Origin of the sequence: Actibacterium pelagium, assembly GCF_002285415.1 — a bacterium.
GTDB lineage: Bacteria > Pseudomonadota > Alphaproteobacteria > Rhodobacterales > Rhodobacteraceae > Actibacterium_B > Actibacterium_B pelagium.
Genome location: NZ_NSBU01000006.1, coordinates 80876 through 103703 on the forward strand (window position 1 = coordinate 80876; position 22828 = coordinate 103703).

18 protein-coding genes are annotated in these 22828 nt (G+C 58.3%); 10 read left to right on the forward strand and 8 right to left on the reverse strand.

Going from position 1 to position 22828, the window contains the following annotated elements; genetic code table 11:
- Window positions 1-10 precede the first annotated feature (10 nt).
- Window positions 11-3034: an efflux RND transporter permease subunit gene (locus tag CLM58_RS07325; RefSeq protein ID WP_095595293.1), complete on the forward strand. Its 3024-nt coding sequence runs from the start codon at window positions 11-13 to the stop codon at window positions 3032-3034.
- A 34-nt stretch (window positions 3035-3068) separates the two neighbouring features.
- Here the strand turns inward: CLM58_RS07325 and CLM58_RS07330 are convergent, their stop codons facing one another.
- From CLM58_RS07330 to CLM58_RS07340, 3 genes are read right to left on the reverse strand one after another with little or no spacing between them, the layout of a single operon-like run.
- A complete protein-coding gene (locus CLM58_RS07330) occupies window positions 3069-3920 on the reverse strand; it encodes an SMP-30/gluconolactonase/LRE family protein (RefSeq protein WP_095595294.1) in 852 nt (283 codons plus the stop codon).
- Window positions 3917-4522, reverse strand: a complete 606-nt coding sequence (locus CLM58_RS07335; RefSeq protein ID WP_095595295.1) for a 2-dehydro-3-deoxy-6-phosphogalactonate aldolase — start codon at window positions 4520-4522, stop codon at window positions 3917-3919. The genes CLM58_RS07330 and CLM58_RS07335 overlap by 4 nt, the downstream gene beginning before the upstream one ends.
- Window positions 4519-5433 (reverse strand): 2-dehydro-3-deoxygalactonokinase, encoded by a 915-nt coding sequence (locus CLM58_RS07340; RefSeq protein ID WP_095595296.1) that lies wholly within the window; start codon window positions 5431-5433, stop codon window positions 4519-4521. Before CLM58_RS07340 ends, CLM58_RS07335 begins: the two co-directional genes overlap by 4 nt.
- 302 nt (window positions 5434-5735) lie before the next feature.
- On the opposite strand from CLM58_RS07340, the gene CLM58_RS07345 reads away from it, so the two are divergent.
- Window positions 5736-6743, forward strand: a complete 1008-nt coding sequence (locus tag CLM58_RS07345; protein WP_095595297.1) for a class 1 fructose-bisphosphatase — start codon at window positions 5736-5738, stop codon at window positions 6741-6743.
- Between the two features lie 222 nt (window positions 6744-6965).
- Window positions 6966-7967 (forward strand): type I glyceraldehyde-3-phosphate dehydrogenase, encoded by a 1002-nt coding sequence (gap, locus tag CLM58_RS07350; RefSeq protein ID WP_095595298.1) that lies wholly within the window; start codon window positions 6966-6968, stop codon window positions 7965-7967.
- Window positions 7968-8048: 81 nt separating this feature from the next.
- Here the strand turns inward: gap and CLM58_RS07355 are convergent, their stop codons facing one another.
- From CLM58_RS07355 to CLM58_RS07365, 3 genes are read right to left on the reverse strand one after another with little or no spacing between them, the layout of a single operon-like run.
- Entirely contained in the window at window positions 8049-9035 is a 987-nt protein-coding gene (locus tag CLM58_RS07355) for a glucokinase (RefSeq protein WP_095595299.1), read from the reverse strand.
- A 4-nt stretch (window positions 9036-9039) separates the two neighbouring features.
- The gene (locus CLM58_RS07360) at window positions 9040-10365 is read right to left on the reverse strand and encodes a GH1 family beta-glucosidase (protein ID WP_095595300.1); all 1326 of its coding nucleotides are present in this window, start codon (window positions 10363-10365) and stop codon (window positions 9040-9042) included.
- Between the two features lie 2 nt (window positions 10366-10367).
- Window positions 10368-11399 (reverse strand): LacI family DNA-binding transcriptional regulator, encoded by a 1032-nt coding sequence (locus CLM58_RS07365; RefSeq protein ID WP_095595589.1) that lies wholly within the window; start codon window positions 11397-11399, stop codon window positions 10368-10370.
- Between the two features lie 228 nt (window positions 11400-11627).
- Here CLM58_RS07365 and CLM58_RS07370 point away from each other — a divergent pair, with 228 nt between their 5' ends.
- The 5 genes from CLM58_RS07370 to CLM58_RS07390 all read left to right on the forward strand — a co-directional run bounded on the left by CLM58_RS07370 (window position 11628) and on the right by CLM58_RS07390 (window position 18009).
- Entirely contained in the window at window positions 11628-12896 is a 1269-nt protein-coding gene (locus CLM58_RS07370; RefSeq protein WP_095595590.1) for an ABC transporter substrate-binding protein, read from the forward strand.
- A gap of 76 nt (window positions 12897-12972) precedes the next feature.
- A complete protein-coding gene (locus tag CLM58_RS07375; RefSeq protein ID WP_095595301.1) occupies window positions 12973-13980 on the forward strand; it encodes a carbohydrate ABC transporter permease in 1008 nt (335 codons plus the stop codon).
- Between the two features lie 11 nt (window positions 13981-13991).
- Window positions 13992-15248, forward strand: a complete 1257-nt coding sequence (locus CLM58_RS07380; RefSeq protein ID WP_095595302.1) for a carbohydrate ABC transporter permease — start codon at window positions 13992-13994, stop codon at window positions 15246-15248.
- Window positions 15249-15257: 9 nt separating this feature from the next.
- The gene (locus tag CLM58_RS07385) at window positions 15258-16919 is read left to right on the forward strand and encodes an alpha-amylase family glycosyl hydrolase (RefSeq protein WP_095595303.1); all 1662 of its coding nucleotides are present in this window, start codon (window positions 15258-15260) and stop codon (window positions 16917-16919) included.
- Between the two features lie 4 nt (window positions 16920-16923).
- Window positions 16924-18009 carry an ABC transporter ATP-binding protein gene (locus CLM58_RS07390; RefSeq protein ID WP_095595304.1) on the forward strand — a complete coding sequence of 362 codons (1086 nt, stop codon included), beginning with the start codon at window positions 16924-16926 and terminating at the stop codon, window positions 18007-18009.
- 36 nt (window positions 18010-18045) lie between these two features.
- Here the strand turns inward: CLM58_RS07390 and CLM58_RS07395 are convergent, their stop codons facing one another.
- Both CLM58_RS07395 and CLM58_RS07400 read right to left on the reverse strand, forming a co-directional pair.
- Complete coding sequence (locus CLM58_RS07395) at window positions 18046-20556, reverse strand: ABC transporter permease (protein ID WP_095595305.1); 2511 nt, start codon at window positions 20554-20556, stop codon at window positions 18046-18048.
- A complete protein-coding gene (locus CLM58_RS07400; protein WP_095595306.1) occupies window positions 20553-21248 on the reverse strand; it encodes an ABC transporter ATP-binding protein in 696 nt (231 codons plus the stop codon). The genes CLM58_RS07395 and CLM58_RS07400 overlap by 4 nt, the downstream gene beginning before the upstream one ends.
- Before the next feature lie 52 nt (window positions 21249-21300).
- Between CLM58_RS07400 and CLM58_RS07405 the strand changes: the two genes are divergently transcribed.
- Window positions 21301-21942, forward strand: coding sequence for an arylesterase (locus CLM58_RS07405; RefSeq protein WP_188720558.1), 642 nt, complete (start codon window positions 21301-21303; stop codon window positions 21940-21942).
- 57 nt (window positions 21943-21999) lie between these two features.
- Window positions 22000-22821, forward strand: coding sequence for a metalloregulator ArsR/SmtB family transcription factor (locus tag CLM58_RS07410; protein WP_095595307.1), 822 nt, complete (start codon window positions 22000-22002; stop codon window positions 22819-22821).
- The last annotated feature ends 7 nt before the right edge of the window (window positions 22822-22828 follow it).

The following is a 22828-nucleotide window of genomic DNA, read 5'->3' on the forward strand; positions in this document are numbered from 1 at the left end:
GGTGAGTGTCATGAACATCGCACGCAGCTCGATTGACCGCCCGGTCAGCACATGGATCGTGATCCTGATCTGCCTTCTGGGCGGGATCTGGGGGTTCTTTTCGCTTGGTCGTCTTGAAGACCCGGCTTTCACCATCAAAACCGCAGTTGTCGCGACGCAATACCCCGGTGCATCTGCGGAACAGGTGATGACCGAGGTCACAGAGCCGCTTGAAGCCGCCATTCAGGGGATGGGAGAGGTCGACAAGATCACATCTATCAACCGGCCTGGGGCCTCGCGGATCGACGTTGAAATTCGGTCCACCTTTGATGGGGAAGAGCTTCCTGCGGTTTGGACCGACCTTCGAAATGCGGTTGTGGATGCGGCTGCGCATCTGCCCGAAGGGGTCCGCCCGCCGGTTGTGAATGACGGTTTCGGCGACGTGTTCGGGATCTTCTTTGCTGTCACTGCCGATGGTTTTAACGACGCCGAATTGCACGGGCTCGCCCGGTTCTTGCGGCGAGAGTTGCTGGCCGTGGACGGGGTGGCAGATGTGGCCGTGCAGGGCCTGCCGGATGAGGCGATCTTTGTCGAACCCAACCTCGCTTTGACGGCGCACCAGAATATCTCGCCCCTCGCGATCGTGGATGCACTTGCCTCTGCGAACTCTGTCGCACCGGCGGGTACGATCCGCGAAGACGGGATGCGGGTGCTTATTCAAACGCCCGAAGGGTCGGACAGTGTCGGGGAAATCGCTGGTTTGACGGTCGGGATTGGCGGTGAAGTGTTGAACCTCATTGATATCGCCGAGGTCAGCCGGGGCCGACAGGTCGATCCGTCTATCATGATCCGCCACAACGGGGTCGAAGCGTTCACCTTGGGTGTTGCGGGTCTATCGACCGAAAACATCGTAGAGGTCGGCAATCGTGTGGACGCGCGGATTGCCGAACTGATGGCCGATATCCCCTATGGGGTCGAGTTGCACCCGATCTATCAGCAGCATGTTGTCGTGGACGAGGCCTCGACGGCTTTCCTGATTAACCTGGCGATGTCGGTCACCATCGTCGTCGTGGTTTTGGGCCTGTTCATGGGGCCGAGGGCGGCAGTTGTCGTGGGGTCGACGCTCTTGTTGACGGTGGTGGGGACGCTTTTATTCATGGCGATCTTCTCGATCGAGATGGAGCGGATTTCGCTAGGTGCCCTGATCATCGCAATGGGCATGCTTGTAGACAACGCCATCGTGGTCGCTGAAGGCATGCAGACCAATATGCACCGGGGCCGCAATTCACGCGACGCGGCGCAAGAGGCGGTCGCTAAAACCCAAATCCCGCTTCTGGGGGCAACTGTCATTGGCATCATGGCCTTTGCCGGGATCGGGCTTAGCCCGGATGCAACGGGCGAATTCTTGTTTTCGCTCTTTGCCGTGATTGCGATTTCTCTGCTTCTGTCTTGGGTGCTGGCGGTTACTGTCACGCCGCTTCTGGGCCACTACTTCTTCAAGGTCGGCAATGCAGATGCGGGGGATGCCTATTCCGGACCGCTGTTCCGGGTATTTGGCAGCACCTTGCGGACCGCTTTGCGGTTCCGCTGGCTGGTGATCGTGGCGCTGATTGGTATCACCGTTGCCAGCTATTGGGGCTTTGGTCAGGTGCGGCAGCAGTTCTTCCCGAACTCGAACACGCCGATCTTCTTTGCCCATTACAAGCTGCCCCAAGGCACACCAATCGACGCGACCTCTGATCACATGAAGACGCTGGAGACATGGTTGAACGAACGGGAAGACGTCACCGCGTTTTCGACCTTCGTGGGGCAGGGTGCGACGCGCTTTTTGCTGACCTATCAGGGTGAAAGCGCCAACCCCAGCTATGGTCATCTGATCATCCGCACTGAAACCCTGGATGCTATTCCGCCGCTTCAGGCTGATCTGGAAGGTTTTGCCGCCGATGCCTTGCCCGAAGGTGAATTCCGCACGGCGCGGCTGATTTTTGGCCCGGGAGGGGGGGCACCCATTCAGGTGCGTTTCTCTGGTTCGGATCCGGAAGTGCTGCGCGATCTGGCGGACGAGGCGATTGCAGCCCTTCAGGCGGCGTCTCCGAACGTTCTGGTGCCGCGCACTGACTGGCGAGAGCAAGAACTGGTTCTGCGTCCCAACTATGTCACTGACCGCGCACAGACTGCGGGCGTGACCCGTGACAACGTGGCTGGTGCCTTCAGCTTTGCCACCGACGGGACGACGGCAGGGGTCTATCGCGAGGGGGACCGGCAGCTTCCAATCATCGTGCGCATCGCGCCAGATGCGGGGCTAAGTGTGATGGATCAACTGGTTGTCTCTTCCTCTGGAACGTTGGTTCCGGTCGAGCAGCTTGTCGACGGGCTGTCTTATGAAGCGCAAAACACCCTGATCCACAGGCGCGACCGCGTTCAAACCATTACTGTTGGCGTGGATATCCCGGCGGACATGACGGCCGCGCAAGTCTTTGCAGAAGTCCGTAGCGCGGTCGAGGCGATCGAGGTGCCACAGGGCTATCGCATGGAGTGGGGCGGCGAGCATGAGGCCTCGGCCGAGGCCAACGAAAGCCTTGCCGGGCAGTTGCCGATCTCATTGCTGATCATGGTTATCATTTCGATCCTGCTGTTCAACGGGTTGAAGCAACCGGCGATCATCTGGTTGTTGGTGCCAATGGCGGTGAATGGTGTCGCGATCGGGTTGTTGGCCACAGGCGTTCCTTTCACATTCACGGCGCTGCTTGGCCTGCTTAGCCTGTCGGGCATGTTGATCAAAAATGGCATCGTGCTGGTGGAAGAGATCGATCTGGTCCGCGCCGAGGGTGTCCCCCTACAAGAAGCTATCGTCACCGCCAGTACCTCGCGTCTGCGTCCTGTGGTTCTGGCGGCGGCCACGACCATTTTGGGTATGGCGCCGCTTCTGGGTGATGCGTTCTTTGTTTCGATGGCGATCACCATCATGAGCGGCCTGGCCTTCGCGTCTATCCTGACGCTGGTCGCCGCACCGGTCTTCTATTCGGTGTTTTTCCGGGAGCCAGCAAAAGCATGATGAAATCTGGGTCGGCTCGCCGGCCCAGATCACGTCATGACAGAAGGACACGATGCTCTGGCTGACCTTTGACCCGCATCGCCTCGGTGAAGGTTTGGCCAGCGCTTCCAACAGGCTCGGCGATCCCGTGCGCGGCAGAGGTGGCAAACATCGTGGTCAGCTCGGCGCCGCCAAAGGCAGGGCAGGTGATCTGAGTGGCAGGCAGCGACAGGGTTTCCAGCAGCGTGCCGTTTGGGGCATAGCGCGCTACGCGCCCGGCACCCCACTGGGCGTTCCAAAGGCATCCATCAGAATCCACCACGGATCCGTCGGGGTTCAGCCCTTGAGACGAGAGATCGACGAAGACTTTCGCGGTACCAATGGGCCAGCCTTGATCGTCAAGCTCTTGTTTCATGATCCGCCCCGTTGTGGTGTCGCTGAAATAGGCGGTTTTCCCGTCGGGCGCGAAGCAGATCGAATTGCTGATCGTGATGTCCTGAAACAGGGGCTCTAGCGCGCCTTGGAAATAGCGATAGATTGCCCCTTCGCCCGGCTCGGCGTCTTTGCCCATCGTGCCGATCCAGAAGCCCCCGAACGGGTCCGCGCGGCCATCGTTTGAACGGGTCAGGGGATCGTCTTCTTCCATTGCGACGACTAGGTCGTAATCGCCGGTTTGGATATCAAAGCGATAGAGCCCCGTCTCAGACGCAATCAGCAGAGTGTCATGATCCACCCATCCGGCGGCCGAGACATGCTCGTCAAACTGCCACTCAAGCGGCGTGGCCCCGTCTCGGGACAATAGCCGTTTTCCCAGAATGTCGAACCAGAACAACTGTTTGCGTTCGGGGTGCCACAGTGGGCCTTCACCCAATGCACAAACGCGACTGTCAAAGACGGACGAGGTCATTGAGTTGCCTCGTCAAAGGCGGCCACGATGGTGTTTGCGCGTTCGCTGACCTCTTCAGCTGAGAAGCCAGCCTTGTAGATACCGGTGCCAATGCCGAAACCAGTGATGCCTGCTTTCATCCAGTCGCCAAAGTTCTCGGGGCCCGCGCCACCGACAGCATAGGTCTTGGTGCTTTCAGGCAAAACCGCCGAGAAAGCTTTGAAACCTTCGATGCCGACTAGGAAAGACGGAAACAGTTTCAGCCCGTCCGCGCCGTGTCGAAGGGCGGTGAAGCATTCCGTTGGGGTGGCGACACCGGGGTAGGAGGCCAAGCCTGCGGCTTTGGTGGCATCGATGACCGCGGGGTTGCAATCCGGCGAGACGATTAGCTTTCCTCCGACGCTGGCGACATCTGCGACATTCTGTGGGGTCAGAACGGTGCCTGCACCAATCGCAGCGATGTCACCGAACGCTTCGGCCATCAGACCGATGGATTCCAGAGGTTCAGGCGAGTTCAGCGGAACCTCGATCGTGGTGATCCCGGCATCGATCAGGGCTTGTCCAATCACCAGCGCCTCATTGGGCTGAATGCCACGCAGGATGGCGATGATTTCGCGGCTCATTCGGGTGTCTCCTTCAAAGAGAGGTAGGCGGCAGTCAGACCGGCGAGGGTTAGGGCGCTGCCGTCGGCGATCGAGGCATCTGCCCCTTGGGCCAACAAGGCGGATTGATAGAGGCGCGACAGGGTTTCTGAGCCGATCAAAACAACCTTCTGGCCCAGCCAATAGGGGCGGGCGCCCGCAAGTTCGAGGCCAAGCAACAGACCCGAAAGGCGTGCCTTTGACGCCTCGGCACCGGTTCCGTGCAGCAACATTCCGGCGCGCAGGGAAAACAGGTCAGAGGCCAAGGTTTGAGGGCGGCTCATCGCGTCAGCTATGGCTGCCGCAAAGGCGTCGTCATCCCAGCCTTCTGTGTCTACCGAATGCTGGATGACCGAATGGACGGAAAGCAGCGCAAACAACTCTCCGGTCATGAAGGTCCGGAAGCTGACGATTTCTTTCGCGCTGATATGGACCCATTTGGTGTGGGTGCCGGGCAGGCAGAGAATGCCGTCGAAGTCGGGGTTCTGTGCGATATAGCCCGCGATCTGGGTTTCCTCGCCGCGCATCACATCGGCAGGCTGCATTTGCTTGACACCGGGCAGGATGTAGACGTCCAGCCGCGGGTCTTTCGCTGTCACGCGCCGGGCCTGTTTGGCTCCGGGGGCTTCGCAGGGGGCGGCAGCATAGGGGGCCTCGGCCCAGCCTTGCGCTGCACCAACCATGCCGCAGCAAATCACTGGAACAGAACCGATTTCAGGCAGGTGATCCCCGATCAAGTTCAAAAGCGTCGGCTCGAAGTCATTCGGTGACAAGGCGCCCATACCCTCACCGGATTCGAAGGTGGCAACGGGTTCACCGCTTGCGCCGACAGCCCACGCGCGCAGGTTCGACGTTCCCCAATCGACTGCGATCCATTCTGTGTCGGTGCTCATGGTTTACCCTGTCGTTGCGACCCACCCGACTGCCATCGCGTACACGGTCATGTTCTGGTGGGCGCCCATTGTCAGAAACGGCGTGACGCCCGCGAAAGCCTGAGGAGCAAGATGTTACCTCAGGCATTGTTTGTCCAGACAGGCGGCAAGGGCTTCAGGTGTTGCCCAATGTCCTAGTGTTTGTCGGTCAGCATAACCCGTGCAGGTTGGGCTGTTCACGTCACCTTGCAGGATGGCACGCAGGTGTTTATCCCGACACCTGAAACTGAACGCGCTGCGCGACCCTAACTGGAATAAAGATCATGACACCAAATCAGGCCACTTTCCGCGAATTTCTTCTGTCAGAACGCGCGAACGAGGGGTTGGACAAGGACTTGATCTTTCTACTTGAGGATATCGCGACCTCTTGCCGGATCATTTCGCACCAGATCCGTGGTGGGGCATTTGCTGGCCGGCTGGGGGCGACCCAATCCACCAATGTGCAGGGCGAGACCCAGAAGCAGTTGGATGTCATCGCCAATGATGTCTTCGTTCGCCACTGTTCCAATTGCAAACGCGTGGCCGCGCTGGTTTCGGAAGAAGTGGATGAGGTTTACTGGCTCAAGGACAAACCAGAGGCAGGCGACTATCTGGTCTACTTTGACCCGCTGGATGGGTCGTCGAACCTTGATGTGAACCTGTCCGTGGGCTCGATCTTTTCGATCTCGCAACTGCCTACCGCGATTGATGCGACCGATGATCGGTCTGTTCTGCGGGCCGGGGCCGAGCAGATCAGCGCGGGCTATTCGGTCTATGGTCCTTCGACGGCACTTGTTGTTACCACCGGCAACGGGGTGAATGGGTTTACCCACCAACAGGGTACGGGAGAGTTCCGCCTGACCTTCCCCGATATGACCATCCCGGAAGCGACAGGTGAGTTCGCTATCAACGCGTCTCGTTACACCCTTTGGGAGCCACCGATCCGCCGGTATTTCGACGAGTGTATTCAAGGCAAGAAAGGTCCCCGCGGGAAGACCTTCAACATGCGCTGGACGGCTTCGATGGTGGCCGAGGTGCACCGTATTCTGACCCGTGGTGGCGTGTTCATGTACCCCAAGGACGCAGGCAATGCCGATATGGGGGGCAAGCTGCGCCTGATGTACGAGGCAAACCCGATGGCGCTGGTCGTCGAGCAGGCGGGTGGCGCGGCCTCTACTGGGCAAGAGCGTATTCTGGATGTCCAGCCGACCTCGCACCACCAGCGGGTGTCGGTCATTCTGGGGTCGAAAGAAGAGGTCGAGGTTCTCGACCAGTACCACGCTCAGGCCTAAGGCCCTCAATTGCTTTGAAATCTAACGCTACTGCTTTTGCGAGTGGGGCGATTTGATCCGGCCGAGTGCGGCGTGGGTGTTCCAGTGTGCGTTCGGTTTCGCCAAGTCTTTTCTCAAGCAATAATTCGCTGAGGTTGCATTTTTTACTCGTAATGTTAGCGCAAACATAATAAGGAGTGTCTGAATCGCAATCCCAGTGGGTTTCACCCAGGAGAAAAGACCATGACCGTGAAAGTCGGCATCAACGGATTTGGCCGTATCGGCCGCGGCGTCCTGCGCGCCTTGATCGAGCAGGATACTCGTGACATCGAAGTGGTAGCGATTAACGATCTGGCCCCTCCACAGACCCAAGCCCATCTTCTGAAATTCGACAGTGTGCACGGCCGTCTGGGTGTCCCCGTTCAGGTCGAAGACGACATGATGATCGTTGGTGATCGCAAGATCCGGCTGACCGCCATCCGCAACCCCGAAGAGCTGCCGTGGCAGGATGTCGACATCGCCTTCGAGTGCACCGGCCTGTTCACATCCCGTGACAAGGCAGAGTTGCTGTTGAAGAACGGGTCAACGCGAGTTCTGATCTCGGCCCCGGGTGCCAACGCGGACCGCACCGTTGTGTTCGGTGTGAACCACGAAGATCTGACCGCTGACGATCTGGTTGTGTCGAACGCGTCCTGCACAACGAACTGTCTGGCGCCGGTTGCCAAGGTTCTGGACGAGGCCTTCGGTATCGAAACTGGCTATATGACCACGATCCATGCCTATACAGGCGACCAGCCAAGCCACGACACCGCGCACAAAGACTTGTACCGTGGTCGTGCTGCGGCCCTTTCGATGGTTCCGACCTCGACCGGGGCGGCCCGTGCCATCTCTTTGGTTTTGCCGCAGCTTGAAGGTCGCCTTGAAGGTTCGGCCATCCGGGTGCCAACTCCGAACGTTTCGCTGGTTGACCTCAGCTTCATGCCGAAGAAACCGGTCACCATCGAAGAGGTGAACGCAGCGGTCAAAGCAGCGTCGGAAGGCCCGTTGAAAGGCGTGTTGGGATACGAGGACGAGCCGGTCGTCTCGATCGACTTCAACCACGACCCGCACTCGTCGACCTTTGCCGCTCCACAAACCAAAGTCACCGATGGTGGCATGGTCCGTGTAGTTAGCTGGTACGATAACGAATGGGGCTTCTCGAACCGGATGCTGGATACCGGTCGTTGGATGGGCAAGTTTCTGTAAGTCTGACCAAACACCAAATTAAAAAGCCACGCCGAGCATCCTCGGCGTGGCTTTTTCGTTTCCAAGTGATTTTCGCGCGCCTCAGCTGGACCTTTTACTGGCCTCTTCCATGTAGCGGTGCGCCCCCAGAAGACCGAAGTCGGGTTCGTTCACCAGATGGACGCCGATGGCTTTGCGTTGCTTGGTGAAGCGTCCGCCGGAATGGAACGCTTCAAGGAAAGCGTCATCAAAAATCCAAGGGTTCTTCATCGCAATCCCGCCAACGAAATAGACGCCACCCCGTGCACCAAAGGCAAGCGCCAGATCTGCGGACACCTGGGCAATGCGGGTTTTGAAAATGTCGATCGTTTCGACGGCGAATGGATCGCTTGCGTCGCGCGCTTTCGCAAAAATTTCCCGTGGATCGAGCGCGGGACCATCGGCTTGGTGTGCCAGTTGAACCGCCCGATACAGATAGGGCAGGCCCGTACCGCTAAGCAGGCCTTCGGCCTCGGCGGTCAACGCGTCACCAAAGAAGACGTCCGGCCATAGAGATTTCAGAGCCTCAAAAACCTTGAACTCATGTTGATTTCTGGGGCCAACACCCACGTGACCACCCTCGCCAGAGATCCCGTGATAGCTGCCGTCAACATAGGCCAAAGCCCCCACACCCAATCCGGTTCCGGGACCAACAACAAGACGGGTGCCCGGGTCAGAGTCTTCTCCTTCGGACAGGATCGTCAGGTTTTCCGGGGGGATCACCAGCGTGGACCACGCAGCCGCGGCGAAGTCATTGATGATGAAGGCCTGCTGCGCGCCCGTTGCTTCCCGCAGTTCCGACCCACAAAGAGATCGGTTGGCATTGGTCAGATGAAGAGCATTGTCCTTCACCGGTCCGGCTGCTGCAACGACCGCCACCGTTGGGGTTTCAGGCAGGGCCTCTTGGCAGAATTTTCGCGCCATATCCAACAGGTCGCCACCATGCTTGGAATCGAAAACCTGCACCTCCATTTTGCGCCGCCCGTGAAAGGCGGCAAAGCGTGCGTTTGTGCCGCCAATGTCGGCGACGAGATACCAAGGATCGGACATGAATCTATTCCGCGAGTAGTGCTTTCTTCAGTTCGTAATACGATGCTTTTGGCGTGCGTACCATCGTTTCGAAGTCCACATGGACCAGTCCAAAGCGTTTTTCGTAACCCAAAGCCCATTCATAGTTATCCAAGAGCGACCAAAGGTAATATCCCTGTAAAGGAACGCCTTCCGCGATAGCCTTTTGAACGGCTGCAATGTGCTTTTCAATGTACTCAATCCGAGCGCTATCCGGCACGGCACCATCCGTCAGGTGGTCGTCATTTGCCATGCCATTTTCGGTTACAAAGATCGGCAAATCCCCTGTGTATTCTGCCGCGGTTCGAGAAAGAAGATTGGACAGGCCTTCCGGGAAGACCTCCCATTCCATCTGTGTTTTTGGCAGAGGGCCGGGGACCTCGTGATGATGGGGCCACGGGCCGTCGTTGGGGGCCAGTAGCTTCCGGGTGTAATAGTTGATCCCGCACCAATCGACGGGGGTCGAGATCGTATCGAAATCATTGTGCCAACCTTTGGGCAGGTGATCCTCCAGACCTTCAAGGGCGAGGTCGGGATAGGACTTGTTGAAGACGCCACTCAGGAAGAAGCGGTTGTAATAGGCGTCGTACACGTCGGCCGTGCGTCGCGCTTCATCCGTATCATCTGCCGGGTCTGCCCATTCCATGTTGAACACGGCCCCGAGGTTCGACATGCCAAGCCCACGCATAACTTCGGTCGCGCGGCCGTGGGCCAGCAACACGTGATGCATCGCTCTTGCCGTGGCCCGAATGTCGCGCAGGCCGGGGGCGTGGTGCCCTAGAAAGTGGCTTAGCCAGCTGACGCACCAAGGCTCGTTGATCGGGGCGGCCGAATACATGCGGTCGCCAATCCGTCCCATGATGACCTCTGTGAAATCGGCGAACCATCCGGCGATGTCCCGGTTTCGCCAGCCACCCAAATCGGAAAGTTGCGAAGGTAGTTCCCAGTGGTAGAGCGTCACACAGGGTTTGATACCACGCTCGAGCATGGCATCGGTCAGGCGGTCGTAGAAATCGAGCCCTTCTTGATTCACAGTACCGCGCCCTTCGGGCATCACGCGCGCCCAGCTTGTCGAGAACCGATAGGCGTCAAAACCTGCGGCAGCGACTAGATCAAGGTCTTGTTCATAGCGGTGATAGTGGTCGCATCCGCGCGCACCGTTCTCGGCGCGCGCAACGTTGCCCGGGGTCGCGGCGAAACTGTCCCAGTGGGTTGGGCCAGCGCCGCCAAATGCGTGACCCTCGATTTGGTATGCCGAGGTGGCAACGCCAAATAGAAAATCCTTAGGAAAATCACTTCGTTGAAAATTCATGGTTATTTACCCTGTGGGGCCGGCCCTGTGGAGCGGCCCAGAACGAGTTCTGCCTCTAGCATCCGCGATAGAGGAGCTTGACCCGGGTTGTGGATTCTTTCGATCAGCATTTCTGCAACAATCTCGCCGGCCTTTCGCACGGAAGATCGGGTCGCGGTAAAGATTGGCACGTCTTGGCCGTTCTTCAGGTAAGACAGATCGTCGTCATGCGTTATGACCGAGATGTCGCGCCCCATCGTCAGTCCGGCTTCCTCGATCGCGCGCCGAACGCCGATTGCGGAAATCATGGATGACGCGAGGATCGCAGTCGGCGGTTTCTCCATCCGCAGCATGTCGCGGGTCTGGTGGTGGCCAAAAACCTCGGTCATTTCGTCGGCCCGCATCAGCGAGGGGTCTACGTCGATCCCACGCGCTTTGAGCGCACTAAGATAGCCGTCACGCCGCCGCTGCGCGAAGTCCATTTGTTCTAAACCATTGATCAGCGCGATGCGTCTGTGTCCCAGGTCGATCAAGAATTCCGTCGCGCGCTCGAACGACCGCTTGTTGTTCACATCAACCCAACTGTAGCCCTCGGTCACTCCGGTTGATCGGCCATGAACGACGAAGGGTAAGCCAAGCTCGTTCAGCAAGTGAATACGGGGGTCGTTGACCGATGGGCCTTGCAGGATCACCCCGTCCACGGCCCGTTTGGCGAGAAGCTCTCGGTAGGCGGATTCTTCGGTGTCGTCCTGCACCCGCGTGAACATCATGTCATAGCCATACCGGGCATAGGCCTCGGACGCGCCGCCGACGAAATCACCGAATACCGGGTTTACCATCTCGTGCTGGGTCGACGATGGGATCACATGCCCAATCATCATCGCGCGCCCGGTCGCCAGCCCTTTGGCGCGACTGTTCGGGCGGTAGCCAAACTTGTCTGCAGCTTGTTGAACGCGCAGGCGCGTGGCCTCTTTAACCTCTGGATAGCCATTCAAAGCACGGCTTACCGTGGTCTGTGAAAGACCAAGCTCTTCAGAGAGTTTCTTGAGGTTGATGGACATTCAAAGCGCTTTCAAATTCCATATTAGTTACTGCAGAGAAAGGTGCCCTTGGTCAACAGGTTTCTTTTTATCACTTTGGGTGCGCGGCTTATTTCAAGCCCTTTATGAGGATTTTTGTTGACAGATGGCCGGGGTGTGGCGCTACAAGTCATTATTCAAAGCGCTTTGAAAAATGAGTCGCTTTATAAATTTCGTGCATGTGCGCACTCGGGAGGAAAAATGATGAAGAAGCCGTTTTATACGAGCGTTGCGGCACTGGCATTGCTGTCAGGCGCTGCTATTGCAGAGGATGTGACCGTGTTTGGGCCGTGGCTTGGTCCGGACCAGGAAAACGTCGAAGCTGTGCTGGCCGGTTTTGCCGCCGCGTCGGGTCATAACGTATCTTATGTCGGTTCCGACAGTTTTGAACAGCAAATCCGCATCGACGCCGAGGCAGGCTCTGCCCCCAATGTTTCTGCCTTCCCCCAGCCGGGTCTTGCTGCCGATATGGCGAAGGACGGCTTCCTGACACCTTTGGCAAGCGGCACCGGTGATTGGGTGCGCGAGAACTATGCGGCAGGTCAGTCGTGGGTCGATCTGGGCACCTATGCCGGTCCGGACGGATCGGATTCTCTGTATGGGTTCTTCTACAAGGTCGATGTGAAATCGTTGGTCTGGTACTCGCCCGAGAACTTTGAAGACGCGGGATACGAAGTCCCGACGACTATGGAAGAGCTGAAAGCTTTGACCGACCAGATCGTAGCCGATGGCGAGACGCCGTGGTGCATCGGGCTGGGGTCCGGCGGCGCGACCGGCTGGCCCGCAACCGACTGGGTCGAAGACATGATGCTGCGCACCCAGAGCCCCGAAGATTACGACGCTTGGGTTTCCAATGAGCTGAAGTTCAATGACCCGAAAGTTGTCGCCGCGATCGAAGAATTCGGCGCGTTTGCCCGCAATGACGACTATGTCGCGGGTGGTGCAGGTGCGGTGGCCTCGACCGACTTCCGTGACAGCCCCAAGGGCATGTTTGCCTCGCCGCCGCAGTGCTACATGCACCGTCAGGCATCATTCATCCCGGCGTTCTTCCCTGAAGGCACCGTTGTGGGTGAAGACGCAGACTTCTTCTACTTCCCGGCCTACGAAGGCAAAGACCTTGGCAGCCCGGTTCTGGGTGCAGGCACCGTTTGGGCGATCACCAATGACAGCCCCGGCGCGCATGACCTGATCGAGTACCTGAAAAGCCCGGAAGCGCATGAAATCTGGATGGCGCAAAAAGGCTTCCTGACCCCGCACAAGGGTGTGGATACCTCGAAGTTCTCTGACCCGACCCTGAAGAAGATGAACGACATCCTTCTGGGCGCAACCACCTTCCGCTTTGACGGCTCTGACCTGATGCCGGGTGGTGTGGGTGCCGGAACCTTCTGGACCGGTATGGTCGACTATGCCGGTGGCAAATCGGCACAAGACGTCGCGGATGAAATCCAGTCGTCCTGGGACGCACTGAAGTAATCCAACCAAACGGTTGAACCGGCAACCCGGCCTGCGTCGGGTTGCCAAGTCTCCAACACCATCGGGAGGGGATCACATGCATCCGGCGATTCAAGGTCTGCTGACCATCGCGATCGGAGTGTCCGCCTGTGTCGGTTACTTCGCCTTGTCCAACCAGTTTCTGGATAAGGTTCTGTTTCCCGCCAAGGGGCCGAACGCAGGTCGCAACATCAACCGAGCCAATCTCATTCGTCCCTGGCTGTTCCTGTTTCCGGCGCTTTTCGCGCTTGGGCTTTATCTGGCCTATCCGGTGTTCGAGACCCTACGCTTGTCATTCAGCGAACGTATCCCGGGTGGTGGGTATAAATGGGTCGGAACTGATAACTATGCCCAGATGCTAGATGACCGGAAATTCAAGGAAGCTATCACCAACAACATGCTCTGGTTGATCGTGGTGCCCGCGATGTCAACGGCCTTTGGCTTGTTGGCGGCTCAACTGACGGACCGCATTCGCTGGGGCAATCTGGCGAAGTCGTTGATCTTTATGCCAATGGCGATTTCCTTCGTTGGTGCCTCGGTAATCTGGAAACTCATCTACGACACACGCCCGGTGGATCAGGATCAAATCGGTGTCCTGAACGCAATCTATCTTGCACTTGGTGGGGCTGAGCCACAGACATGGCTTACCATTCCGCTTTGGAACAACTTTTTCCTGATGATCGTCCTTGTCTGGATCCAGACAGGCTTTGCCATGGTGATCCTGTCCGCAGCCCTGCGCGGCATCCCTGAAGGAACGATCGAGGCTGCGATTGTCGACGGGGCCAACCCCTTCCAGATTTTCTTCAAGATCAAGGTGCCGCAAATCAAGAACACGATCCTTGTTGTCTGGACAACCATCACCCTGACCGTCTTGAAGGTTTTCGACATCGTTTTCGCTATGACCAATGGCCAATGGAATACGCAGGTCCTAGCCAACTACATGTACGACAATCTGTTTCGCGCCAATGACTGGGGCGTGGGGTCGGCCAGCGCGATCGTAATCATGTTGCTGGTGACGCCGATCCTTGTCTGGAACGTGCGCAACGCGCGCAAAGAAATGCGCTGAGGGAGGCCACGATGGACAATATCGCCGGACGTAAATCTGCCTTGAACTGGGTGGTCCAAATTTCGGTCTTCCTGCTTGTGGCGCTTTGGCTGTTCCCCACTGTTGGGCTGTTCGTCAGCTCTTTCAGGACCGCGGATCAGATCGCGACCTCTGGCTGGTGGAAATCCTTGTTCCCGTCAGAGCAGAACCTGGTGATCCGTGCCGCAGATCCGGATGATTTCCGGATCGAAAAGGATGGTTTGTTCGTCGTCGAAGGGAACCTGTTCGACGGCAGCGGTGCAAAGGTGATCAGTGTTTGGGGCACCTCCTCGCGCGCTATCGACGCTTATGAGGCAGGGCAGACCGCCGATCTGGGCGATGGGGAAACGATGACCGTTCAGGCGAACGGCGACTATGTGTGGTCAGGCAATGACGAACAGATGGCCGGTCGTGGCCAACGCGTTTTCGCGACAGCCGAAACTCCCCCCGAATTCACGGTTAAAAACTATGATACGGTCTTATTTGGCACGACCGATGGAGCGATGGCCAAAGCCTTTTTTAACACGCTCACGGTTACGATTCCGGCCACCGTCATTCCAATCATTATCGCTGCTTTTGCCGCCTATGCACTGGCGTGGATGGATTTCAAAGGACGCGCCCTTTTGATTGCGACGATTGTGGGGCTTTTGGTCGTTCCCTTACAGCTCGCCTTGATTCCACTTCTTACGCTTCATGGTTCGATTGTGGAGCTCTGGATAGATATTCTTGGAAAGCCCGAGCTTGAAAATGCGAGGCGTTTCGCAGAGGTCAATCCTTTAGGCGAACTTCTTGGGTATCAACCTGGGGATGGCGTAAACGCTAAGGGCTACCTAGGCATCTGGATGGCGCATACCGGCTTTGGGTTGCCCTTGGCGATATACTTGCTGCGAAACTACATGGTCGGTTTGCCGCGCGATATCATCGAGAACGCCAAGGTCGACGGGGCTACGGATTTTCAGATTTTCACCAAGATCATCCTGCCACTCAGCTTTCCGGCTTTGGCCAGCTTCGCCATCTTCCAGTTCCTATGGACGTGGAACGATCTGCTTGTTGCCAAGGTCTTCCTGATTGACGCCAGCGGCAAAACAACCGTGATGACCAACCAGATTGTCGAGCTTTTGGGCACCCGAGGCGGCAACTGGGAAATCCTTGCGACTGCGGCCTTTGTCTCGATCGCGGTGCCGCTGGCGGTCTTCTTCTCTATGCAAAGATACTTGGTGCGCGGTCTTCTGGCCGGCTCTGTGAAATAGGACAGTCTAATGAATGCTCAGACTTCTTCAAAACCCGCGATGGCGGTCGGCCAAAAGCCTGAATGGTGGCAGGGTGGGGTGATCTACCAGATCTACCCGCGCAGCTTCCAGGACAGCAATGGCGACGGTATCGGAGATCTGCGAGGCATCACGCAGCGGTTGGATTACGTCGCCTCGCTTGGAGTGGATGCGATCTGGATTTCGCCTTTCTTCAAGTCACCGATGAAGGACTTCGGTTATGACGTCAGCGACTATCGCGATGTCGATCCGATGTTCGGCACTTTGGCGGATTTCGACGCGTTGCTGGACAAGGCTCATGGGCTGGGTCTGAAGGTGATGATCGATCTGGTGATGTCGCATACCTCGGACCAGCACCCATGGTTCGTCGAAAGCCGCGCCGACAAAGAGAATGACAAGTCGGACTGGTATGTTTGGGCCGACCCAAAAGCGGACGGAACGCCCCCGAACAACTGGTTGTCGATCTTTGGTGGGTCCGCCTGGCAATGGGACAGCCGCCGTCTGCAGTACTATCTGCACAACTTCCTGACCTCGCAGCCCGATCTGAACTTCCATTGCCCGGATGTGCAGGAAGCGCTGCTGGATGTGGCCCGTTTCTGGCTGGATCGCGGTGTGGATGGCTTCCGTCTTGATACGATCAACTTTTACTTCCACGACAAGGAACTTCGCGACAATCCGGCCCTGCCGATAGAGGAGCGCAACAGCACGATCGCGCCGATGGTGAACCCCTATAACCACCAGTACCACCTGTATTCCAAAAGCCAGCCCGAGAACCTTGCGTTCCTTGAGCGCCTGCGCGCGCTGACCGACGAATATGACGCCCGGGCCTGCCTTGGAGAGGTCGGCGATGCACAGCGCGGCCTGCAGATCATGGGGGAGTACACCGAGGGCGATAAGCGCATGCACATGTGTTATGCCTTTGAGTTTCTGGAAGGCCGCCGCGCGACAGCCTCTTGGGTGAAAGAGGTCTTTGATCGGTTGGCGACAGAGGCGCCTGACGGCTGGCCGTGCTGGGCGTTTTCGAACCATGACGTTGTGCGTCATGCCTCTCGCTGGGACCTGCCTGACGAGGCGCTTCCTGCCTATGTCACCCTGATGATGACCATGCGCGGATCGGCCTGTCTTTATCAGGGGGAAGAACTTGGCCTGCGTGAGGCTGATGTCGCCTTCGAAGACCTGCAAGACCCATACGGGATCGAGTTCTGGCCCGAGTTCAAAGGGCGCGATGGTTGCCGCACGCCGATGGTTTGGCAGGCGCAGGCCGAAAGCGCCGGATTTGGGGCCGAAAAGCCGTGGCTGCCAGTCAGCCCGGACCAAGCGGCCATGGCCGTAGATCGGCAAGAGGCCGACGCGGATGCGATACTGCATCACTATCGTAAGGTGATTGCATTGCGGCACGCCCATCTGGCGCTGATGACCGGTCTTCAAAACGATATGAAAGCCGACGGGGATTTGCTGACATTCCTACGCGATGACGGGGAGAAGACGGTCTTCTGTGCGTTCAACCTAGGCGGCGCTGCTGTGACGGCGGATCTTCCGGCTGGCGCTTGGGCAAATGCCGCCACCAGTTTGGATGGCGCGGCGGAACCTGAAGGGGGCAAGGTCTCGCTTGGCCCTTGGCAATATTGCATCGCAGTGAAAGAGGCAGGGTAAGACTATGGCTGGACTTAAGCTTCGTGGCATCGAAAAAACCTATGGCGGCAGCGTCAATGTTCTGAAGGACATCAATCTCGATATCGAACCCGGAGAGCTGATCGTTTTCGTCGGTCCGTCTGGCTGTGGTAAGTCCACGCTTTTGCGTATGATCGCGGGCCTTGAGCAGATCACCGGCGGAGAACTGACCATCGACGGTCAAGTCATGAATGACATTCCGCCCGCGCAACGTGGGATCGCGATGGTGTTCCAGACCTATGCGCTTTACCCTCATATGACCGTGCGCGAGAACATGTCTTTTGCACTGAAGATCGCCAAGAAACCGCAAGCCGAGATTGAAGAGGCAGTGAACAAAGCGGCTAAGGTTCTGCAGTTGGAAGACTATCTGGACCGTCTGCCCAAGGCCCTGTCTGGCGGGCAACGTCAAAGGGTGGCGATCGGGCGTTCGATTGTCCGCGACCCCAAGGTTTACCTGTTCGACGAGCCGCTTTCGAACCTTGACGCGGCACTGCGTGTGGCAACCCGGATCGAGATCGCCCGTCTGAAAGAGGCGATGCCGGATCGCACAATGATCTACGTGACACATGATCAGGTCGAGGCGATGACCCTTGCCAGCCGTATCGTGGTCTTGGCCAACAAAGGCATCGCGCAGGTTGGCACGCCACTGGACCTGTACGAACGCCCTGAAAATGAGTTTGTGGCCCAGTTCATCGGTTCTCCCTCCATGAACTTGCTGCCGGGGAAGATCACCGGGACCGGCGAACAGACCACCGTCACACTAGACGACGGTGGGGTGGCTGTTTCGGCCATTCCAACGATAGACGCCGACATGGGTAAGACCGTGAATATTGGCGTTCGCCCCGAAGATTTGGTGGAAACTGACGGCAATGCGATCTTTGAGGCCCGCGTCGATATCACCGAGGCTTTGGGCGAGGTGACATTGCTCTACTTTGAAAGCGAACAGGGTCAGGAAGGGCTGATCGCCAAGCTTCCCGGCATTCACAAGGAACTGCGTGGCAAAACGGTACGCATGACGGCGGCCCCAGCAAAGGTGCACCTGTTCCATAACGGACAGAGCATGCGTCGTTGATAAGGTGCAGCCCCGCTGAGGGACTGCATTCGGGTTTTATTCTTTGGCCCGCAACACCTGCGCCGGTCGCGCTGTCATTGGCCCCCAGACGAAGGCCAGACCAGCCAGCAGTGTTGCCAGAACACCGCCGCTGACGATCAGCAGGGCCGAGACGGGCTCGAAGCTGTAATCGACATGCATGACCCGGGTCATCACGGCCCAGCCTGCCACCGCCCCGACGGCTACAGCGACCAAGCCCGCCGCCAGACCAAGCAAGGCCGAACGATAGGCAAATGACAGCAATATTTGGCTGCGCACAGCACCAATGGTTTTAAGAACGGCCGCCTCAAAAGTCCTTAGGCGTGTCCCGGCCGCGGCTGCTCCGATTAGAACAAAGCCACCGGTGACCAGCGTCGCCAAAGCGCCATAGGTGATCGCCGTCGCTAGCCCCGCCAGAACGTCTGAAACGCGCGTGATCGCGTCGCGCACGTGGATGGCGGTGACGTTCGGATAGGCTTTGGCCAGATCGCGCAGCAAGGGTGCTTCGGCTTCTTCCTCGGCATAGACCGTCGCGATATGTGTGTGCGGGGCACCGGCCAAAGCCGCCGGATTCAAAGACAGGATGAACCCGATACCCGCGGTCGAGAAATCCACTTCGCGGAAGCTGGTGATCTGGGCTGTGATGTCCCGGCCAAGGATATTGACGGTGACCATATCCCCCAACTTCAGCCCCATCTCAGCGGCCTCTTCCGCTGCAAAGCTCATCTGTGGTGGACCGGCGTAATCTTCAGCCCACCACTCGCCTGCGGTGATCACGGTGTTTTCGGTGGGTTTGGCCGAATAAGTCACGCCCCGGTCGCCTTCTAGCACCCAATGGTTTCCGGCGGCTTCGCGCGCGGGGATATCATTGATCCGTGTAATAATACCCCGCAGCATCGGAGCAGTTTCAACACGCGAGACCTGAGGGTCGTTCGTGGTCCGATCCAGCAGGCCCGGAAGCTGGTCGTTCTGGATATCAACGATGAAATAGCTTGGCGCCACGGCGGGCAACTCGTCGGCGATTGAGGCGCGCAGGTTCGAGTCGATCTGCCCGACGGCGGCAAGCACCGACAGGCCCAAACCAAGAGACAGTACAACCGACACGGCCTCTCCGCCCGGCCCCCCGACAGAGCCGAGCGCCAGCCGCAACGCCGTGCGCCCGCGCACCGCGCGGAGCAGGGCGAGCCGTCGCGACAGCCAACGCGCCACCATGGCCACCACGGCCAAGGCTGCCAATGCGCCAGCGATGCCGATAGCCGCCCAGATAGCCAACCGCGGGATGCCAGACAGGTAGGCAGACAGCCCCACCAGAAGCGCCAGCACGACGGTCATTGCCAGCAACAACCGAGGGTGTGGGATGGCGCGGATCGGTGAAACAGCATCTCGGAACAGGCTCGCGGCGCGCACCTCTTGCGTGCGGGCAAGTGGCCATAAGGTGAAGAGAAGGGCAGTCAGCGCGCCATATAATGTCGCCTCGATCAGCGGGGTCGGATAGATGGCGACCCGCGCGGGCAGGGGCAGTTGATCTTCGATCAGCGGGGCCATTGCAATCGGCACCATCGCGCCAAGGGCAACACCCAGTAGGATGCCGAACAGGGACAGAACCCCAATTTGCATCAGGTAGGCCCAGAAGATGGTTCGGCTTTCTGCGCCAAGCGTTTTCAGGGTCGCGATGACCTCTGTCTTGGCTTCCAGATAGCTGCGAACGGCGGCGGCCACGCCGATCCCGCCAACGGCAAGGCCTGCAAGGCCAACGAGCACAAGGAAAGAACTTAATCGGTCGACGAACACCCGTAACCCCGGAGCGCCATTTCGACTGTCGCGCCAGCGCACGCCCTTGTCGCGAAACAGGTTGGTCGCCTCGGCCTGCAGTGCGGCCAAGTCGGTACCGTCTGGCAGGGACAGGCGGTATTCGGTTTCAAACAACGTGCCGAGTTGCAGCAAGCCTGATCCATCAAGAGCTTCGGCTTTAAGAAGGGTCGGCGGCCCAAGCCCAAACCCACCACCCGCATCATCAGGAACGCGGTTCAGGACCGCTGTCAGATGGTATTCTTTCTCACCAAGGAAAAAGGTGTCGCCAATTGTCAGGCCCAAGCGATCTGCCAAGACCCGGGCAAGCGCTGCGCCGTTCCCGGCCAGGGCCTGTTCGAGCGGGATCGCTGGTTCCAGCTCGACCTCTCCGTAAATCGGATACAGGTCATCGACAGCCTTGATTTGCGTTAGCGCACGTTCCTCGCCAACAACCACCATCGACCGGAAATCGAATACTTCCGAGGCTTGCAGGGCGTTCTCGGCCATCCAGGCACGCTCGGTTTCATCTGCCTGTCGATACGTGAATTGCAGCAAGGCATCACCGCCAAGCAGAACAGCGCCTTCCTCTTGCAGGCCCCGCGCGATGCTTTCACGCACGGTTCCGACCGCCGCAATAGCAGCGACGCCTAACGCAAGGCAGACCAGCAAGACGTAGAACCCGCGCAGCCCGCCGCGCAACTCGCGCCGAGCAAGGCGTACCGACATTGGCAACGTCATTCGGCGGCCTTTCTGGCGCTGTCCTCAACGATCCGCCCGTCTTCAAGCCGCACGACGCGGTCACAGCGGTTCGCCAGGTCCTGAGCATGGGTCACCAGCACAAGAGTTGATCCGTGACGATCACGTAGTCCGAATAGCAGATCCATGATCGCAGCCCCATTCGCGCCATCAAGGTTTCCGGTCGGCTCATCCGCCAGCAGGATATCGGGTCTTGTCGCTGCCGCGCGGGCCAGAGCCACGCGTTGCTGTTCGCCACCGGACATCTGTCCCGGGTAGTGGCCGATCCGGGCCTCTAGCCCGACGGCCTTCAACTCGGCCTCGGCGCGGTCGAATGCGTCTGCATGACCTGCCAGCTCCAACGGCGTGGCAACATTTTCCAACGCGGTCATTGTCGGGATCAGGTGGAAAGACTGGAACACCACCCCCATATGCTCTCTGCGGAAACGGGCCAGCGCGTCTTCGCCAAGGGCCGACAGGTCATGACCCAAAGCGGTTACCTGACCAGAGGTCGCGCGTTCGAGCCCACCCATGAGCATAAGGAGAGAAGACTTGCCAGATCCGGACGGACCCACCAGACCCAAAGTCTCTCCGCGTTCGACATTAAGCGAGATGTTGTGCAAGATTTCGACCGCGCCTGCATTGCCTGCAAGGGTCAACCCAATGTCATTTAGCGAAAGTATCGGTTCCGACATGAAACGTTTCTTCTCTTTGGTGTCTTTAACTCGATATGGGCTCCGCACGAGCATGGGCAAGGTCTTGGGCGGCATTGTTCTTGCGATGGGCATTGGATCGCCAGCGGTCGCAGAGCCGGTTGTGATCGCGGCACTGGGTGACAGCCTGACACAGGGGTATGGCCTGCCGCAAGAACAGGGCTTTGTCCCACAATTGGAAAACTGGCTGAACGCCAACGGGTCCGAGGTGCAAATGATCAACGCCGGTGTTTCGGGGGACACCACGGCCGGTGGGCTGGCGCGGATCGACTGGACCCTGACGCCAGAGGTCGATGCGCTGATCGTCACGCTTGGCGGAAACGATTTCCTTCGTGGGATTGATCCAGCCGTAAGCCGCACCAATCTGGAAGGGATTTTACAGAAAGCCCAAGCGCAGAATTTGCCGGTTTTGATGATCGGAATGCAGGCGCCGGGCAATTTCGGGCCGGCTTATAAGCGGGCTTTCGACACGATGTATCCAGAGTTGTCACAGCAATACGGCACGCTTTTGGTGGAAAGCTTCCTTGGCGCTTTGGGGGAAACCCCCGCCGAGGTCACGCCAAGTTTGCAACCGGATGGCATTCACCCCAATGCGCAGGGCGTCGCGAAGATTGTCGCTTCGGTCGGGCCAAGTGTCGTACAACTCGTCGATTTGGTGACTGCCGGCAAAGAATAGGCCTGCCGTTACAAAAGTTTCACGTGCAATCCACCTTATTTCGAATATTCAGGAAATATGGAAATAGAGATTGCCAAACGCCTGACAATTCTTGGCCACCCACAGCGCTTGGCCTTGTTCCGGCTGCTTATGCGTCGGTACCCGGACAGATTGCCCGCCGGCGAAATTGCCGAGGTGCTGGGGCTGAAGCCAAGTACTCTTTCCAGCTACCTTGCCGCGCTGTCGAAAGCGGGTCTTATCAAACAAACCCGGTCTGGCACCTCGCTGCTGTATTCTGTCGAAACCGATGTTGTTCGAGAAACCTTCGACTTTCTGTTGCTCGACTGCGGGCGCGGCCGCCCCGATGTTTTGAGTGCGCCGAACGCAGCTGACGATCCCGCGCCAATGGCAAGCCGAAAGTACAACGTCCTGTTTATCTGCACAGGAAACTCGGCGCGTTCGATCTTTGCCGAAACGCTTTTGCGCGACACAGCCGGGGGACGGTTCAATGCCTTCTCTGCCGGGTCCAAGCCATTTTCAGAGCTGAACCCCATCGCAGTCGATGTCCTGAAAACAAAGGGCCACGATGTCTCGCGCCTGCGTTCCAAGAATGTGTCAGAGTTCTTTGGTCCCGACGCCCCGCATCTGGATTTTGTTTTTACCGTCTGCAATCAAGCCGCGAATGAGGACTGCCCCGCTTGGGATGGTCAACCAATCAGCGGCCACTGGGGCATGCCTGACCCGGTCAAAGCCGAAGGCACCGCTGCGCAGAAAAGCCTTGCCTTCCAACAGGCATACGGCGCCCTGAAAAACAGAATTCAGGCATTTACCGCCCTTCAACTTAACACGCTTGACCGCAGCGCCCTGCAAACCGCCGTTGACGACATCGGCCGCCAATAAAAGGACC

Bases quoted from the DNA above. Each gene is read 5' to 3' on its own strand.
- CLM58_RS07405 (WP_188720558.1), top strand. From the start codon at position 21,301: ATGGGCAAGGTCTTGGGCGGCATTGTTCTTGCGATGGGCATTGGATCG.
- CLM58_RS07330 (WP_095595294.1), bottom strand. From the start codon at position 3,920: ATGACCTCGTCCGTCTTTGACAGTCGCGTTTGTGCATTGGGTGAAGGC.
- CLM58_RS07400 (WP_095595306.1), bottom strand. From the start codon at position 21,248: ATGTCGGAACCGATACTTTCGCTAAATGACATTGGGTTGACCCTTGCA.
- CLM58_RS07370 (WP_095595590.1), top strand. From the start codon at position 11,628: ATGAAGAAGCCGTTTTATACGAGCGTTGCGGCACTGGCATTGCTGTCA.
- CLM58_RS07340 (WP_095595296.1), bottom strand. From the start codon at position 5,433: ATGAGCACCGACACAGAATGGATCGCAGTCGATTGGGGAACGTCGAAC.
- gap (WP_095595298.1), top strand. From the start codon at position 6,966: ATGACCGTGAAAGTCGGCATCAACGGATTTGGCCGTATCGGCCGCGGC.
- CLM58_RS07335 (WP_095595295.1), bottom strand. From the start codon at position 4,522: ATGAGCCGCGAAATCATCGCCATCCTGCGTGGCATTCAGCCCAATGAG.
- CLM58_RS07360 (WP_095595300.1), bottom strand. From the start codon at position 10,365: ATGAATTTTCAACGAAGTGATTTTCCTAAGGATTTTCTATTTGGCGTT.
- CLM58_RS07345 (WP_095595297.1), top strand. From the start codon at position 5,736: ATGACACCAAATCAGGCCACTTTCCGCGAATTTCTTCTGTCAGAACGC.
- CLM58_RS07390 (WP_095595304.1), top strand. From the start codon at position 16,924: ATGGCTGGACTTAAGCTTCGTGGCATCGAAAAAACCTATGGCGGCAGC.
- CLM58_RS07395 (WP_095595305.1), bottom strand. From the start codon at position 20,556: ATGACGTTGCCAATGTCGGTACGCCTTGCTCGGCGCGAGTTGCGCGGC.
- CLM58_RS07355 (WP_095595299.1), bottom strand. From the start codon at position 9,035: ATGTCCGATCCTTGGTATCTCGTCGCCGACATTGGCGGCACAAACGCA.
- CLM58_RS07380 (WP_095595302.1), top strand. From the start codon at position 13,992: ATGGACAATATCGCCGGACGTAAATCTGCCTTGAACTGGGTGGTCCAA.
- CLM58_RS07385 (WP_095595303.1), top strand. From the start codon at position 15,258: ATGAATGCTCAGACTTCTTCAAAACCCGCGATGGCGGTCGGCCAAAAG.
- CLM58_RS07410 (WP_095595307.1), top strand. From the start codon at position 22,000: ATGGAAATAGAGATTGCCAAACGCCTGACAATTCTTGGCCACCCACAG.
- CLM58_RS07375 (WP_095595301.1), top strand. From the start codon at position 12,973: ATGCATCCGGCGATTCAAGGTCTGCTGACCATCGCGATCGGAGTGTCC.
- CLM58_RS07325 (WP_095595293.1), top strand. From the start codon at position 11: ATGAACATCGCACGCAGCTCGATTGACCGCCCGGTCAGCACATGGATC.